The following is a 16,735-nucleotide window of genomic DNA, read 5'->3' as shown; positions in this document are numbered from 1 at the left end:
GAATTAAAGACCCTTTCAAGAAAATGCGGTTAAGAAGCTGGACCCCACGGGATGCCGGTGACAAACCAGAGCACCAAGAACGCGGTCCACACCACAATCAGAACCACGGTGTAGGGCAGCATCATGGCCACGATGGTGCCAACGCCGGACTTGGGGCGGTACTTCTGGGCGAACACCACGATCATGGCGAAGTACGGCATGAGTGGGGTGACGATGTTCATGGGTGAATCGCCTACGCGATAGGCCGCCAACACAGCTTCGGGCTCAATGCCCAGACGCATGAACAGTGGCACGAAGATCGGTGCCAAGATGGCCCAGGCTGGCAAGCCACCGGGCATCACGATGTCGATGATCAATGCGACGATGACAAAGCCTATGAGCAGAGGTATGGGGCCAAAGCCGGATTCTTCCAGCCAGTCGGCCATACCCACAGCCCCCACGGTGGCCAGGTTGGTGTACGCAAAGTAGGCGATGAACTGGGCGATGACGAGTAGCAAGAAAATTAGGCTGGCTAGGTTCGCGAAGGTCTTCACGATCGGGTTGATGATGTCCATGCTGTTTTTGATGGTGCCGGCGCCGCGGCCGTACGCGATTCCGCAGCCGAGGAACACGATCATGACTAGGAAGATGATGCTGTCCAGCAAGGGTGCGCCCACAATGAGTGAGCCTGTTTCCGGGTTACGCAGCGGGCCCCAGGATGGCAGCGAAAGGAAAAGCACGACGGCGGCAATGCCTACCGCTGTGAACAGAGCCCAACGCAGGCCCTTCTTTTCCTCCGGGCTGATGACGCCATCCTCGTGACCGGCGGAGGCGCCCTCATAGACGCCTAGGCGGGGCTCGACGAATTTGTCCGTAAGGATAGTACAAACGATCGTCACCAAAATGGTGGACGCGATGCTGAAGAACAGATTGGCCGTCACATCGAGGTTCCTGGCTGGGTCCATCATGTGGATGGCCTCATTCGTGACCTCGGTGAGCATGCCGTCCAGCGGAGTGATCAGCACGTTCACACCGAATCCTGCGGCCACACCGGAGAACGCAGCGGCCAAACCGGCCAAGGGGTGTCTACCCAGTGAATGGTAAATGGCCGCACCAAGTGGGATCAGGACCATATAGCCGGCGTCTGTGGCGATGCTTGAGATAACGCCCAGCAGCACGATCACAAAGGTGATCATGCTCGGGTGGGTCACGAGCACCAGCTTGCGGATGAGTGCCGAAATCAGCCCGGCTTCCTCGGCAAGGCCTACACCGAGCATGGCCACAAGGATCACTCCCACAACACCAAAGTTGGTGAAGTTGTTGACCATGGAGGTGAAGAGGAACCGGATGCCATCAGGGTCGAGGAGACTTCGCACATTGGTGGTGACGTCTTCGATCTCGCCCGTGACTATATTTGCGCTTTGGAACGTTGCGCTGGCGCCAACCACGGAGAAAATCACCGACAAGACCATGACCAAGCCGATGAGAATAAGGAAGATGACTGCGGGGTGCGGAACCTTGTCCCCCACCACTTCAACGCCCGTCAGGAATTTCTCAAGAACGGACTTCTTTTGCGGCTTGATTGCTGATTCTTTTCTGGACATGATCTGCATACCCCAATGGCGAAGATGTTTTGCTTATGACAAGTGAGGGTGAAGCCATAAACCCTTAGGCGAGTGCCTTGGCCTTGAGCTGCGCATACTCGGTGTCGTTGATGGTGCCTGCGTCGAGCAGTGACTTGGCAGCCTGTATCTGATCTGCCGGGCTCTGGGTTCCAGCCACGCGCCGCAGGTATTCTTCTCCTTGTTGCTGCGCAGAAGCAGCGGCTTTCACGTTGCGTTCGGTCATGCCATTTCCACGTACAACGATGTAAATTAGCGCCGAAATATAGGGTGTGACCAGCAGGAAGAAGATCCATATTGCTTTGAACACTCCGGAAAGGCTGGAGTCCCGGAAAATGTCGCCGACAATTTGAAAGAGCAGGATGAGGTAGGCAAGGAACAAAAATGCTACGGTAATGGACCAAAATACTTCAAAGAACTGCATTATTTTCCCCAATATTTTTTTATGCCCGAAGGCTCGATAAATTCCACGACGGAGCACAAAATGCCCGTTTGCGTGATTGTTTTGCCACAGTAGCAGCACAACAAAGCATTTGCATATAGCCAAATGGACAAATTTCCGAATATCCAGCGGTGCCACATAATTGCCCTGACAGTCGCCGTTCATTAGCCTATACGTATGAGCGATATCACCGCAATGCTATTTATTCTGACAATCACGATTGTCATATTCGTGTGGAATAAGATTCCCGTAGAAATAGTCGCACTCGGTGTTGCTCTACTTCTTTTCGCCACAGGAATTGTTGATGTAAATGAAACATTTTCAGGCTTTGGATCTCAAACAGTCATCCTGATCGCCGCACTCTTTGTGGTGGCAGAAGCCATAGATGCGGCTGGCATCACCACCTGGATGGGCGGACAGTTAGTGAGATTCGCCGGCGACAGCCGCCCACGGCTGATCGCCCTCATTATGCTTTTCACCGCTTTGCTCACCGCGGTCATCAGCGTCAACGGCGCCGTGGCCGCGCTCCTGCCGATGGTGGTGGTTTTGGCCGTGCGGCTCAAACGCGAGCCCGGCCAGTTATTGATGCCTATGGCCTTTGCCGCCCACGCTGGCTCTCTCCTGGTTCTGACCGGCTCCCCGGTGAATATCTTGATCCTTGAGGCTGCACTCGACGCCACCGGCAAAGGCATTGGGTTCTTTGAATTTGCCTTGGTGGGCTTGCCGTTGCTGGCCGGCACCATCTTGGCCGCCGTCTATCTGGGGCCGAAGCTGTTACCGGCTCGCGTCCCGGACATGACACCCAAGGATCTTGGCGAACATCCCCGGGTGATCCTCAAGCACTATTGGCCCGATGCGCATGAGTTGGTCAGGCTGCAGGTTCCGGCCGGTTCAGCGCATGTTGGCGAGGCCATTGCCGGAGTCCTGCCCACAACCCGCGGCGCCGTCCACCTGCTGAGTATTCAGAACGCAGCCGGGAAACCACTTACAGCGGAATCTTTGGAAGCCGGGAGCTACTTGGTGGTTCGGGGAACGGCGTCGGACATTGCAAACTTCGCCATGGAGCACGAACTTGCGACGGAAACCAACGGCTCCGCTGAGGTTGCGTGCGGGCTGGTCAGTAGGTCCTTTGGTGTGGCGGAGGTGCTGGTCTCACCGCGCTCGAAGCTGATTGGCACTGAGGTGTTCCCGGGAATGATCACCGAGAGTGGTTCGCTGGTGGTGCTCGCTCATCAACGTGCAGGTAAATCGGCGGCAACCGAGGTCAACCACGTTAAAGCCGGCGATACGCTGCTGTTGCACGGTAGCTGGCAGGCCTTGGACAAGCACACGCTGGACCATAACGTACTGCTCGTTGATTCACCCGATGCGATCCGCCGCCAAACCGTCCCACTGGGGCCCGGCGCCATACCGGCCCTGATCATCCTTCTCGCCATGGTGATCCTGATGACAAGCAACATTGTTCCGGCGGCGGTAGCTGCGCTATTGGCGGCCATGGCAATGGTCCTGAGCCGCGTTGTCACCATGGGCCAGGCGCACAAGTCCATGGCGTGGCAGACGCTCATTCTGGTGGCGGGAATGATTCCACTCTCAGCCGCCATCACTAAGACCGGCACGGCCACGCTGCTGGCCGATGGCATCATCACTCTTACTGGCGGAGGCAGCCCTTATCTGCTGCTGATCGGAATCTTCCTCGTCACAGCTGTTTTGGGCCAACTCATCAGCAACACGGCCACGGCGTTGATCATCATCCCGATCGCGCTTTCCGTGGCAACTGAGGCCGGGCTGTCCCCTTTCACGGTGCTGATGTGCGTCAGCGTGGCATCTGCGGCGGCACTGCTGACGCCCATTGCCACACCGGCCAACATGATGATCATGCGCCCCGCTGGCTATAGATTTGGCGACTACTGGAAGTTTGGCGGCGTCATCATGGTTCTCTACCTGGCCGTTGGCGTGTTCCTGGTGCCCGTGTTCTGGCCGTTTTAGCTTTAGCGGGCCCTGATTTGAGCGAGCGCCTGGAGAAACAGAAAAGCTCCTAGTCCGAAGACTAGGAGCTTTTCTTGTGGAGTTGCGGGGACAGGATTTGAACCTGTGACCTCCGGGTTATGAGCCCGGCGAGCTACCGAACTGCTCCACCCCGCGATGTGATTATTACTTTACCGTCCATTAACTCTGCGGACAAACTGAGGGCACGTGACGTTCATCTCCTACAGCAAGAGGGGCCCAGCCGTGATGGCCAGACCCCTCCTACTCAAGCACGCTACACAAGCACGACGGCGGAACTAGGGTGCCGCGGTCGGCGTCGCTGTCGCAGTGGGTGCAGCCGTTGCCGGTGCAGCACCTTCGGCTGCGATGGCTGCCGCAATGGCTGCCTCGAGCTTCTTCTGCGCCGCCCCATAGGCGGTGAAGTCGCCCTTGGCCAAAGCGGCCTGACCCTCCGTGATAGCGGCACTGGCGTCAGTGAGCGCCTTGGACAGCGCCTCATTGTCACTGGCTGCTGGTGGCGTCGACCCGCCTGACGGAGCACCTCCCGCATCTGGCGCCTTGTCTACTCCGGCGTCCCCGGCTGCAACACCAGAGTCACCTTCGAAGAGCTGGTCCAGGGCCTCATCCAGGGTGGCTGCGAAGCCGATTTTACTGCCGAACGCCACCAGCACACGCTGGAGTGTGGGGTACGACGTCGAACCTGTCGACTGCAGATACACCGGCTGTACGTACAGGAGCCCGCCACCCACGGGCAGCGTGAGTAGGTTGCCGTTCTTGACCTCGGATTGGCCAAGGGTCAACACGTTCAACTCGTTCGAGACCGTGGGGTCGGTCTGGAACTTGTTTTGCACCTGTCCCGGTCCGGGAACCTGGGTATCCACCGGCAGCTCGAGCAACTGCAGTTTCCCGTAGTCGGCGCTCTTGACGCCCTTGGTGTTTCCGGCGTCGCCGTTGGCCGCCATGAAGCCGTACAACACGTTGCGCGACTTTCCAGCAACCTCTTGCGGAATGAATGAAGTTGTCAGGGAGAACGCGGTCTTGTCTGCGCCCGGCATTTTCAGCGACAGGTAGTACGGCGGCTGCTTGTCAACGGCCTTGGTGGTGGGGTCATCGGGGACGGACCACGCTTCAGTGTTCGCGAAGAACTTGTCCGGATCCGTGACATGGTACTGGCCAAGCAGTTCACGCTGGACCTTGAAGAGGTCTTCCGGGTAGCGCACGTGCGACATGACATCTGCCGACATTTCCGTCAACGGCTTGATGCTCGTAGGGAACACTTTCTGCCACGTCTTCAGGATGGGATCTTCGGTATCCCAAGCAAAGAGGTCAACCGAACCGTCATAGGCATCAACCGTGGCCTTGACCGAGTTGCGGATGTAGTTCACGGATGCGTTCGGAAGTGCCGCGGGGCCGCCGGCTGCGGTCACGGAATCCGTGGTTGCTTCCTGCAGCTGCTGCTGCTGGGAGTACGGATAGGCGGAGCTGGTGGTGTAACCATCAACAATCCACTTGACCTTGCCGTCAACGATGGCCGGGTACGGGTTGCCGTCAAGGGTCAGGTACGGTGCCACCTTGGACACGCGTTCCGCCGGGGTGCGATCGTAGAGGATCTGCGAACTTTCGTTGACCCCATTTGTCAGCAGCAAGTCAGTCGACTGGAACTTCAGCGCATACATGATGCGGTTGAACCAGTTGCCGACGTTCGGACCAGCGTCACCAGCGAACGTTGTCAATGATTCGGCACCGGCACCGTCCTTGACTTCAGCCGCCGTCGTGCCCTGCGGGCGGTCCAGCTCAATGGGAGCGGTGCCTTCCGGGGCACCCACCAAGGAATAATCGGTCATGGACTGACCGAAGTAAATGCGTGGCTGGTAGCTGCTGTCGGTGCCCAGAACGCCCTCGGAAGGCACACCCTTCTGCATGAATTCCGGCTTGCCGTCCGAGGTGACGGTGTTGCCATAAGCTGCCACAACACCGTAACCGTGTGTGTAGACGAGGTGCTGGTTGTACCAGTTCTGTTGCGCGGGGTTCAATCCCTGGGGGTTGAGTTCACGCACGGCCAGAACGGCGTCTTGGACCTTGCCGTCGATGGTGTATCTGTCAACGTTGAGAGTCTTGGGGAACTCGTAGTACGGGCGGTACTGCTCCAGCTCACGGAAGGTGGCCGAGAGCAGGTTGGGGTCCAGAAGCCGGATATTGGCTGCCGTGTCGGCATCCTGCCGCAGTGCTCCGGCTTCCACGTCAACCGTTGCATTGTAGGGGGTGACTTCCATGTCTGTCAGGCCATAGGCGTCCCGAGTCATTTCAATATTGCGGTCAATGAACGCCGCTTCCTTGGATCCCTGTGAAGGTTTCACCTGCCATTCCTGGACAGCCCACGGGTAGATGCCGCCAGCCACGATGGCCGTGACAACGAGCACGCCGGTGCCAATCAGCGGAAGTTTCCACTTGCCAATGAAGGCCGCAACGATGAACAGGATGGCCACGATAATGGCAGCCGCAGCCAGGATGGCCTTGGTGGGGATCACGGCGTTGACGTCTGTGAACATTGCACCGGCACGGTAGCCGCCGTTGTCCTGCAGGGTCTCAAAACGGCCAAGCCAGAAGTTCGCACCCAGCAGCAGCAGGAAGAATCCAGCCAGAATCGAAATGTGAATCTGGGCAGCGCGCGAGGCGAAGACACCGCGTTCGGTCAGCCGGATGGCGCCGTAAAGGTAGTGCGTGAGCAGCCCGGCAATAAAGGCAATCACGGTGGCGCTGATGAGCATGCCGGTCACGAAACCAAGGAAAGGCAAGGTGTTCGTGTAAAAGCCGATGTCAAGGCCAAACTCCGGGTCGGTGGAGCCAAAGGGCACTCGGTACAGGAAAAGCATGACCTTTTCCCATTGGGCCATAGCGGCAGTTCCGGCGAACAGGCCAAAGACAATGGGAATACCAATCATGACCACGCGACGCACGGGCTCAAGCTGCAGTTGGTAGCGGTTGAGGTTGTCCTCACGCGCACTGTCGGGGGCGTAGACGGGACGGGCCTTGTAGGCCACACGGATCGAGAAATAAACTCCGACCCCCATGACCAGGAACGCTGCAAGGAAGATCAGCAATTTTGCAATGCGTTCTGTCCAGAAGACTTCAGTGAAGCCAACCTGATTGAACCACAGCAGCTCGGTATAGGCCCCCGAGAAGATCAGCAGGGCCACCACCAATGCGGCCACCACGATGATGGTGGGCATGAGCGCGCTGCGGCGTTTAGGCCTGACCGGCCTGCTGGGCGATGGGGATGGTCGGGATGTCACTCTCTACCTCTTACTCAACTGGTTATTCAACTGGGGGCATAAACGTTCATGCCGGTTACTTCTATAGTTGTGCCACGAATGGTTCGCGGCCAAAGTTCCGTGTGATGCTCAATTGTTACTTGCAGCCCGCCAGGGCCGAGCCGTCTTGGCCCGAACCAATCAGGGAGACCGCGTCATAGGCTTCGGTCAAGGTATCGACCTTGATGACCTGGAGACCTTTGGGGATATGGTCGACGACGTCGCCACAGTTGGCGCCGGGGGCCAGGAAGTAGTCGGCCCCGTTCTCGCGTGCACCGATCATCTTCTGGGCGATTCCGCCGATGGCACCAACGTTTCCCTCCGGATCGATGGTTCCGGTCCCGGCAAACTCCTTGCCGCCGGTGAGCTCGCCTTCGGTGAGGTTGTCCATGATGCCAAGGGCAAAGATCATGCCGGCACTTGGACCACCAATATTTTCAAGGGAGATCTTCACGTCGAAGGGGAACTTGAACGTGTTTTGCAGGGCAATTCCCAGCAAGTATTTACCTTCACTGCCCAACTTGGGCGTCACCGTCAGCGTCTTCTCGTTCCCATCACGGCGAACCTTGAGTTCCACCGGGGCGCCTTTGCCGTCGGCGAGTACGGTTTGGATGACCGAAAGGTCGCTCACTTGCTGGGCGCCGATGGTGAGAAGGACGTCGTCGGGCTTAAGGATTCCGGCCGAGGCCCCGTCGTCGGGGATGGAAGCAACCGCAAGGTTCGCCTCGAAGTCGATCCCGAGAGCTTTCAGTGCGGCAGCGGTGGCATTTTCCTGTGAGCCTGTCATGGCTGCCGAATTCTCGCTGTTGACAGCGTCCTGGCTGACGCCGGGCGCGTAGATCATCTCGGCAGGGTAAACCGTGTTCGACGGCGTGAGCCAAGAGGTGAGCGCCTCGAAGAAGTTAATCTGACTGTCGGGCAAGCCACCATTCAAGTGGACCGTGGTGAGATCGAGGCTGCCGGTGCTGGCAGGGAAACTCTCGCGGCCCGTCACAGTAATAATGGGATGTCCGTTGAGCTTGCCGATCGTGTTGATGGCCGGTCCCGGGGATTCAACAACATACGGCACGGGCAGCGTCATCGCGGCAACGGCCAGCACCACGGCAATGACCCCGGAAACCATCATCATGGTGATTCTGCGATCACGGAAAGTCTCTGGCTGTGCCGCCGTCTCTAAAATCTCCTGGCTCAACGCTGTGACCTTTCCAAGTTTTCCCGGACCTCACCGGCATCCCACGCAAAAACGGGCACCGAACCCTAAGCCTACGCTGTGATTGTGTGCCCCGTGTGTGCCAGCACTGAGAGTTGACAATGAATCGAGGCAGTTTCCCGGCCTTGGCCCGGCGCGGTTGCGAGCCCCTTTGCCTATAGCGAACAGGGGGCGCCCATGGGGCGACAACGCCGAAGGACGGCGGTAACGTGAAGTCATTCAGCATCAATGCCAAGGAACGGGCCATCATGTCATCCACACCAGCCAATAACGACGACGACGACACCCCGAAGGATCCGCTGCAGGAAATGCTGGCGAACCTTTTGGGTGGCCAGGGCATGGAAGGCTTTGACCCTGCCGAGCTGGCCAAGGCCGCCGGCCTTCCCTCAGATCCAAACGTGCTGGCCCAGATGTTTTCCCAGGTTCAGGCCATGATGAGCGGTTCTTCTGACACTCCGGTGAACTGGGAGCTTGCCCGCGATGCCGCCCGCAAGGCGGCAGCCGGAGACGATCCCTCGGTCACGCAGGCACAGCAGCAGGCCATCGATGAAGCGCTGCGCCTTGCCGAACTGTGGCTGGATCCCCTCACGGACCTGGCCCCGACCGGCATCATCGGCCGGGCCTGGTCGCGCGCCGAGTGGGTTGAGGAAACTCTCGGTACCTGGCAGCGTTTGACCGAACCGGTAGCGAACAGCATCGCCTTTGCCATCTCCAAGGCCATGAATGAGCAGTTGCCCGAGGAAATGAAGAACATGGTGGGCGATGCCGCCAACATGATGACGAACATGGGTGGCGCGCTGTTCGGTCTGCAGCTGGGCCAGGCCGTTGGCGCACTGGCCAAGGAAGTTGTTGGGTCAACCGACATCGGCATCCCGCTGGCTGATCTTCAGATGGCGCTGCTGCCCACCAACATCAAGGAATTCGGTGAGGGCCTTGAGGTTCCCGAACAGGAAATCCGGTTGTTCCTTGCCCTGCGAGAGGCCGCACACGCCCGCCTCTTTGTACAGGTTCCGTGGTTGCGCGGTCATCTACTCGGTGCCATCGAATCGTATGCCCGCGGCATCCACATCGACATGTCACGGATCGAGGATCTTGCCCACAACCTTGATCCTGCCAATCCCGAATCCATGCAGGCGGCCCTCTCCGAGGGTGTTTTCATGCCGGCCCGCACCCCTGAGCAGGACGCGGCACTGGCCAAACTGGAAACTGCCTTGGCGCTGGTTGAAGGCTGGGTTGACGAGCTGACGTTTGAGGCGGCCGCCAATCTGCCGGCCGCCGCAGCCATCCGTGAAACCATCCGCCGCCGCCGGGCAACGGGCGGTCCCGCAGAGCACGCCTTTGGCTCCCTTGTCGGCTTGGAGCTGCGCCCGCGCAGGCTTCGCGAGGCAGCGGCACTATGGGCATCCTTGAAGGAGCAGCGCGGCATTGCCAGCCGTGACGCCATCTGGGCCCACCCGGATCTGCTTCCCACCTCTGCCGACCTCGACGACGCAGCGGGCTTCAGCGCCCGGCGCAGCGCCGAAGACGCTTCCGAATCGGATGTCGACGCGGCCCTGGCCAAGCTGCTCGACGGCGGCTTCGAGGACTTAGCGCAGGAGAACTTAGAGCAGGAGGATGGCACGGCCGACGGTACAGAGGACGGCACTGACCTCAGCGCAGGGCCGGAAGATCCCTTGAAGTAGTTCCCCATCTCACGGTAGTTTCACGTTTTACGCTTCGGCGGTCGATTTGCTTGTTCGCTGGTGGTTCCCACCGCCTGCGAATGGCCGAATCGACCGCCGTTTTTCTTTAGCGAACTAGGCCTGGTCGATGTCCTCGACACCATTGGCGCCGCTGATGTTCCTTGCCGCCGCAAACGAGGCGCCATCGAGGAACGCCTTGGCGCGTTCAAGATGGGGGTAGCCATCCATTTGGGCCCAGAACGCGGGACTGTGGTCCGCATGAATCAGGTGGGACAACTCGTGAAGGAGTACATAGTCCAGCACCCAATCAGGCATGCCTTCCACGTGGTGAGAGATTCGGATGGACTTGCGGGCAGGGGTCGCGGATCCCCAGCGGCTATTTTGGTTGGTCACCCAACGCACAGATACCGGGATGGCGCGTGAGCCCAGAAATGTTTTTGACAGCATCAAGGCACGTTGCATGAGCACGTCATTGCTGGCGGGGATTCCACGGCGTCCGCCGCGCTGCTCGGCACCTTGTTCCAGCCGAGCCACCATGAGCGGCACCCAGTAGCTTTCATCTTCAACGCTCAAGCGTGCCGGGACGGCTATGACTGCCTGTCCGCTTTCGAAGAATGCCGACAAACCCGTTTTCCGCCGGGCGGTCCGCCTGACAACAACCTGTTCGCCATTGCTTAGCTTGTGGGCAGAAACTGAATCACCCAATGGGCCGGGGGTTCCCCGGCCGATGGTTTTGGGACGCGATGCTGTTCGTGCTGCCATACCTCGACGGTACAACCTCAAGCCCGTGGTTTCGAATCTTCTCGACGCCCTCTGTGGATAACGTGGACCTGTGGATAACTCCGCACGCATTCTGGTCTTAAGTGCCAAGATCAGAACAGAAGCACAACCCACGAAGGCTTTTGTTGCAGGAGGGTGCCATGACCACCATCAATCCGGGCCTCCGGATGGTTCGCCTCTCCGCCACCAGCGTCCAGATCGGCCTTGGCTCAGGGGGCATGATCTTGGCAGGGCTCCAGGATTGTGAACTCGCATTCCTGGATGCGCTCGGTCAAGGAATCCCCGATTCGGAGGTCTTGGACCGCGCAGATGCACTGGGCGTGGAAGAACGGCGGGCCACGGAAATTTGCAACAAGCTGGCCACCCACCTTTTCAGCGACGCCGAGCTGCATGTCGAAGGTTTCCGCGGCGAGCGGCTATTGCCCGAGCACGTTGCCCTGCTGGGAATCCACCAGAAGTCTTGTAAACCCTTGATGGCCAGGCGCGAGCATGCCGTGGTGCATCTCGTGGGCTTGGGCCGCACGGGCGCTGCCCTGGCTGGTGTTCTCGTGGGTGCCGGGGTGGGCACCCTCTTGCTTGAAGATGACCTACCGGTAGTCCCCAGCGACGTTGGGCCAGGCTCGTTCAAGCTCAGCGATCTGGGCCTTGCCCGTTCGGTGGCCGTCCGCCGCCGCCTGCTGCGCATCGACCCCGGTGCCCATGCCCACATAGTGCACGACGGCGGGACCGGAGGCCCCGATGCCCGTTGCCTTGACCTTGCCGTTGTGACAGACCACGATATTGTCCCCGCCGATACCGCTGCCCGCTTTCTGACTGCCGAACGGCCGCACATTTTCGTTTTGCTTCGAGAGCAGGACGGAACTCTGGGACCGCTCGTTGTCCCGGGAGAAACGGCGTGCGCCGAGTGCGTTGAACGCCATCGCGGCGTGCATAACCCCGGATGGCAGGATGCGCAGCTCCCGCCGGCTGTGTCGGGGCGCTATTCAGGATTTTTGGAAAACGTCGCCTTGGCGACAACATTGGCCGGCATGGCGGCAACACATGCCCTGCTGTTCTTGGACGCCGTCAACCAGCCCGGTTCCTACTCGGCGGTTATGACCTTTCACCCCGGTAACGGCCGCTGGTCGCGGCAGGAATTTGCCCCGCATCCGGGTTGCGGCTGCCAGTGGCAGAATCAGCCGTTCGCCAAGATATCCAGCACAGCCTCGCCATAGCGTTCGAGCTTTGACGGACCCACCCCAGGCAGCGCCGCAAGTTCATCCAGATCCTGCGGGGACGCCTCGGCAATGGCCATCAGGGTTGCATCGGTGAACACCACGAAAGCAGGGACCGACGCGCTGGTGGACTCGCCCAGCCGCCACTCACGAAGCTGCTCAAAAACAGCTTCGTCGTAGCCGGGTGGACAGTCGGGGCAACGGCCAACCTTACGTTCAGCACCCGTGTTGAGGATCTTCCCGCAGACCCTGCACACGGACGGTCCAACGGCTTTGCGTGATTTCCGGGCGCCGGGCACCCGGTCCGACGCGGGTGCGCTGGCCGTTGTATTGGGGCGCAGTCCATCAAGGAATCGTGACGGCCGGCGGTTGGCGCGACCGCCGGGTGTGCGGGCGGTTGACCAGGAAAAATTCAGGAATTCCCTAGCACGGGTGATCCCCACATAAAGCAATCTGCGCTCTTCATCCACAGTCTCGGGAGTGTCGGCAAAGGAAATGGGCATGAGCCCCTCGCTCAACCCCACAAGGAACACGGCGTCCCATTCGAGACCCTTGGCAGAGTGCAAGGAAGCAAGAGTAACGCCCTGGACCGTTGGCGCATGCTGGGCCGTGGCACGATCTTGAAGTTCGGCGACAAAATCAATGAGCGTGAAGGTGTGCTCCGGCGTGCTCCGTGAAACCACCAATTCATCCGCCAGGGCGACAATGGCAGCAAGTGACTCCCACCGTTCACGCACTGCGCCGCCTGTCTTTGGCGCTTCCTCCTGGTAGCCGAGGTTGTTCAACACGTCCCGAACCAGCTGGCCCAACGGTTCATCTTCGGCCGCCCTTGAGGCCGCCCGCAATTGCAACATGGAATCGCGGACTTCCTTGCGGGCAAAGAAGCGTTCACCACCGCGCAGCTGGTAACCAACATTGGCTGAGGTCAGGGCCTGTTCGTAGGCCTCGGACTGTCCATTGGTTCTGAAGAGCACAGCTATTTCACTGGCCTTGGTGCCATTGGCAATCAGCGCCTTGATCCGGGTGGCAACGGCTGCGGCCTCGGCCTCATCATCGCTGCATTCAAGGAACTCGGCCGCCGGCCCGCCGGGGCGCTGGGCTACCAACTCCAGGGGCTTTGACCACAGGGCATCCGCGCTTAGCCCGCCACTGCGGCGGTTGCCCAGCAGTGAATTGGCCAGTCCAACCACCTGCGGCGTGGAACGGTAATCCCGCACGAGCTTCACAACGTTGGCGTCGGGGAAACGCTTGGGAAAGTCCAGCAGGTGCCGCGGAGTTGCACCCGTGAAGGAGTAAATGGTCTGGCTCGCGTCACCCACAACACAGAGTTCATCACGCCCGCCCAGCCACAAATCAAGCATGCGTTGCTGGAGCGGGGAAACATCCTGGTACTCATCAACCACAAAGTGCCGGTATTGGTCACGCACCGTGGCGGCAACGCGTGGGTCCTCCTGCAAGATGCCCACCGTAATGAGCAAGACGTCCTCAAAGTCGATGAGGTTTCGATCAGCCTTGACGTCCTCATATGCCTGAAACAACCGGCCAACGGCGACCTTGTCCAGGCCGCCGGGCTCACCACGGTCCTCGGCCTTGAGGAGGTAAGTTTCAGGCGTCAGCATGGAGACCTTGGCCCACTCGATTTCGGCGGCAAGATCGCGGATGGCCGCCCGGTCGGTGGGCAGCCGCAGACGACGTGCGGCCTCGGCAATGATCTGTGCCTTGTAATCGAGCAAGCCAGGCAACTGGCCGCCGACTGCGTGGGGCCAGAAATACTGCAGCTGCCGCAACGCCGCGGCGTGGAAGGTCCGGGCCTGGACGGTGCCCACACCAAGATCACGCAGCCGGGTACGCATTTCGGCAGCCGCCCGTGCGGTAAAGGTGACCGCTAACAAACGATTGGGGTTGTAAACACCCGTATGCACGCCGTAGGCAATGCGGTGCGTGATGGCCCGGGTTTTACCGGTTCCGGCGCCAGCCAAAACACACAAGGGGCCGTTCAGGGTGGTTGCCACCGTGCGTTGTTCGTCATCTAGACCGGCAAGGATGCGTTCCTCGGCCGTGCGCTCATCCATGACCGGAAGTCCTGACTGCAGCGGGTCAAAACTCATACGGCAGCACCGGGAGCCACAAGTTCAGCTGGTTCCACCACGTCACCGGGTTCCGTGATGCGTCCGCCGTACCAACGCTCCACCAGTTCGCGTGCAATGGAGAGCCTGCCCGGAATCCCAGCGCTGCCGCTGAGAACTTCGGCCTGCAGTTCTTCGCGGCTGAACCAGCGGGTAGCCCTGACCTCAACGTTATCGGGAGTGGATACGCTCGAATTGGTGTAACCCATGAATCCAAGCATCAAGGAACGCGGGAACGGCCAGGCCTGCGAGCCCACATAACTCAGGGAATCAAGAACAACCCCCACCTCTTCGGCAATTTCACGGACAGCCGCCTGCTCGCTGCTCTCGCCAGCCTCAACAAAACCGGCCACGGTGGAGTACTTATTTTCAGCCCACGCGAAGTTGTTGGCCAACAAGATCCGGTCGTCCGGGCCAACGATCGCCACAATGACGGCCGGGTCAGTGCGCGGGAAATGTTCGGAACCGTCCTGGCCGCAACGACGCATCCAGCCCGAGCTGAGGGACTCCGTGAGCGTGCCACATCGCGGGCAATGCGTATGCGTTGCGTGCCAGTTGGCCACGGCTTGCGCCTCAACAAACACCTCAACATCTCCGGCAGTCAACGCACTGGCGACGTCCCGGTACCCGGCAAATTCGGTTCCGGCAGGCACCCAGGTGAGATCTCCGGCGTCGTACGGGAGAACTTGGAGCACAAGGTCGGTGCCCACGGGCAGGCCATGACCGGCGAGCGCCTTGGCGAGATAAACATATGTGGTGCCGGCGGGCGGCTCCGACGGAAGCGTTGCCGGGGCAAAGTAGCCCAACGAACTACCGTTCATGAGGGCCTTGCCGCGGTGGAAAATCACGACGCGGCGGGTGCCGGATTCCAGCACCGTCTCCAGATACCCGGGCTCACTGCGCTGTTCGCACTGGCGATCGAGCAGGGTTTCGGGGGACGGGTTGGAATTGGTCATGTTTCTACCGTACGCATCGGTGACGAATATTTACATTCCTGCAGGCGTGATTGTGGACAACTTCGGCGTCCTGACGGGGTCCACGACCATTTATTGAGGATCGAGTGTCAGGCATCCCGCCGAACGACTTCTCGCGACTCGCCGCCCCAACGGCGCGGCGTTGGCGCGTTCGCGTTCTACGGTGGAGGGGTGAGACGAATGACAGCAATCGAATTGGCCGCGATCGCCAGCGCCGCCGTGCCCGGACTTAATGTCACAGCGTTTGGGCCAGAGCCTGATGATACGGCCGATTTCTGCTCGGCCATGCTCGTTGACGCTGAGAATCGGCGCTGGCGGGTACGTTCGCCGCGGCATCCCGAAGCCAGCACCCGGCTCGAGACTGAACGTCAGGTTTTGCGCGCCTTCTCCCCCGCAATCCGTGCTGAGTTGCCGTTCCTGCTGCCTTCCGTGGCCGGAACCGTGCGCCAGGGGGAACTCATCACTTTTGTTTACTCGCACATCGCTGGCAAGGCCGAAACCGTGGAGCGACTCGCCTCGGGCACCGCCGCGCTCGCGTTGGAGATTGGCGCCGCGATAGCCGCCATCCACGATTTGCCGCAGGAACTCGTCACGAATTCCGATCTGCCCAGCTACACAGCCAATGAGTTTCGCCAGCGCAAGCTCAATGAGCTTGACCAGTCGGCCACTACCGGCAAGATTCCACCGTCCCTGCTGCGTCGCTGGGAACATGCCATGGAAGATGTGGCCTTGTGGCGCTTCAACGCCTGCGTTGTCCACGGCGATCTCCATGAGGACAACATCCTGCTCGAGAACGACAAGGTCACCGCCGTCATTGGCTGGACGGATCTGCGCGTTGGCGACCCGGCCGATGATTTCGCCTGGCTCGTAGCAGTCAACGACGCCGAGTTCGTTGACACGGTCATGCAGGCCTACGCCGCAGCCCGCAACGAGACCCCCGATCCGCACCTGCTCCGCCGTGCCGCTCTCAGTGCTGAATTTGCGCTGGCCCAGTGGCTCGTCAAGGGTTATGCCGCGGACAGCGCCCGGATGGTCGAGGACGCCGAGTCCATGCTTAAGGCATTGGAAGCCGATATTGCCGAGCACGGCGGCCAGCCCATCAGCGTCGAACCCACCGTGGTTCCGACCGTTGTTCCGGCCACACCTGCTGTTGCTCCTGCGGCTCCCATCTCGACCGGCGAAGCCGCGACAAGCGCCTCCGTTTCCGTTACTCCCGTTCCTGATGCTCCTGCTTCCGACGACACCGCGGCAATCTCGGTTGTGCCGGCTGCTGAACTCAAAGAAGCGGACGACGCCGTTGCTCCCGCCGCCGAAGAAGGCGCCACACCTGCTGAAGCCACGACAACGACCGAGAACGTCGAAACCAGTGCCATGAAGGTCATCCCGCTGAAGGCAGACTGACCTAGCTC

General features: G+C 60.1%; 11 protein-coding genes and 1 tRNA gene. 4 read left to right on the top strand and 8 right to left on the bottom strand.

The window, feature by feature from the left end:
- Nucleotides 1-29: 29 nt before the first annotated feature.
- On the bottom strand, nt 30-1,583 hold the full coding sequence (locus ACP7B9_RS02745; protein ID WP_425860527.1) for an AbgT family transporter: 1,554 nt from the start codon (nt 1,581-1,583) through the stop codon (nt 30-32).
- 64 nt (nt 1,584-1,647) lie between these two features.
- Nucleotides 1,648-2,025 (bottom strand): SHOCT domain-containing protein, encoded by a 378-nt coding sequence (locus ACP7B9_RS02740; protein WP_425860526.1) that lies wholly within the window; start codon nt 2,023-2,025, stop codon nt 1,648-1,650.
- A gap of 195 nt (nt 2,026-2,220) precedes the next feature.
- Here ACP7B9_RS02740 and ACP7B9_RS02735 point away from each other — a divergent pair, with 195 nt between their 5' ends.
- Nucleotides 2,221-4,029 carry an SLC13 family permease gene (locus tag ACP7B9_RS02735; protein WP_425860524.1) on the top strand — a complete coding sequence of 603 codons (1,809 nt, stop codon included), beginning with the start codon at nt 2,221-2,223 and terminating at the stop codon, nt 4,027-4,029.
- An 82-nt stretch (nt 4,030-4,111) separates the two neighbouring features.
- Here the strand turns inward: ACP7B9_RS02735 and ACP7B9_RS02730 are convergent.
- The 3 genes from ACP7B9_RS02730 to ACP7B9_RS02720 form a co-directional block, all read right to left on the bottom strand.
- A tRNA-Met gene (locus tag ACP7B9_RS02730) sits at nt 4,112-4,185 on the bottom strand.
- A 140-nt stretch (nt 4,186-4,325) separates the two neighbouring features.
- Entirely contained in the window at nt 4,326-7,259 is a 2,934-nt protein-coding gene (locus ACP7B9_RS02725; RefSeq protein WP_425860730.1) for a UPF0182 family protein, read from the bottom strand.
- Nucleotides 7,260-7,437: 178 nt separating this feature from the next.
- Complete coding sequence (locus ACP7B9_RS02720; protein WP_425860522.1) at nt 7,438-8,532, bottom strand: YlbL family protein; 1,095 nt, start codon at nt 8,530-8,532, stop codon at nt 7,438-7,440.
- Nucleotides 8,533-8,798: 266 nt separating this feature from the next.
- On the opposite strand from ACP7B9_RS02720, the gene ACP7B9_RS02715 reads away from it, so the two are divergent.
- Nucleotides 8,799-10,232, top strand: coding sequence for a zinc-dependent metalloprotease (locus ACP7B9_RS02715; protein ID WP_425860728.1), 1,434 nt, complete (start codon nt 8,799-8,801; stop codon nt 10,230-10,232).
- 114 nt (nt 10,233-10,346) lie between these two features.
- Here the strand turns inward: ACP7B9_RS02715 and ACP7B9_RS02710 are convergent, their stop codons facing one another.
- Nucleotides 10,347-10,994: a M48 family metallopeptidase gene (locus tag ACP7B9_RS02710; RefSeq protein WP_425860520.1), complete on the bottom strand. Its 648-nt coding sequence runs from the start codon at nt 10,992-10,994 to the stop codon at nt 10,347-10,349.
- A 158-nt stretch (nt 10,995-11,152) separates the two neighbouring features.
- Here ACP7B9_RS02710 and ACP7B9_RS02705 point away from each other — a divergent pair, with 158 nt between their 5' ends.
- A complete protein-coding gene (locus ACP7B9_RS02705; protein ID WP_425860518.1) occupies nt 11,153-12,226 on the top strand; it encodes a TOMM precursor leader peptide-binding protein in 1,074 nt (357 codons plus the stop codon).
- Here the strand turns inward: ACP7B9_RS02705 and ACP7B9_RS02700 are convergent.
- Nucleotides 12,187-14,334, bottom strand: a complete 2,148-nt coding sequence (locus ACP7B9_RS02700; protein WP_425860516.1) for an ATP-dependent DNA helicase UvrD2 — start codon at nt 14,332-14,334, stop codon at nt 12,187-12,189. The genes ACP7B9_RS02705 and ACP7B9_RS02700 overlap by 40 nt on opposite strands.
- Nucleotides 14,331-15,308 carry an NAD(+) diphosphatase gene (gene nudC, locus ACP7B9_RS02695; protein WP_425860514.1) on the bottom strand — a complete coding sequence of 326 codons (978 nt, stop codon included), beginning with the start codon at nt 15,306-15,308 and terminating at the stop codon, nt 14,331-14,333. Before nudC ends, ACP7B9_RS02700 begins: the two co-directional genes overlap by 4 nt.
- A gap of 198 nt (nt 15,309-15,506) precedes the next feature.
- Here nudC and ACP7B9_RS02690 point away from each other — a divergent pair, with 198 nt between their 5' ends.
- Nucleotides 15,507-16,727: a macrolide 2'-phosphotransferase gene (locus ACP7B9_RS02690; RefSeq protein WP_425860512.1), complete on the top strand. Its 1,221-nt coding sequence runs from the start codon at nt 15,507-15,509 to the stop codon at nt 16,725-16,727.
- Nucleotides 16,728-16,735 lie beyond the last annotated feature (8 nt).

The sequence above is a fragment of the Arthrobacter sp. TWP1-1 genome, assembly GCF_049897845.1.
GTDB lineage: Bacteria > Actinomycetota > Actinomycetes > Actinomycetales > Micrococcaceae > Specibacter.
Note: the sequence above shows the minus strand (reverse complement) of the source record. Positions and strands in the feature narration are given on the sequence as shown.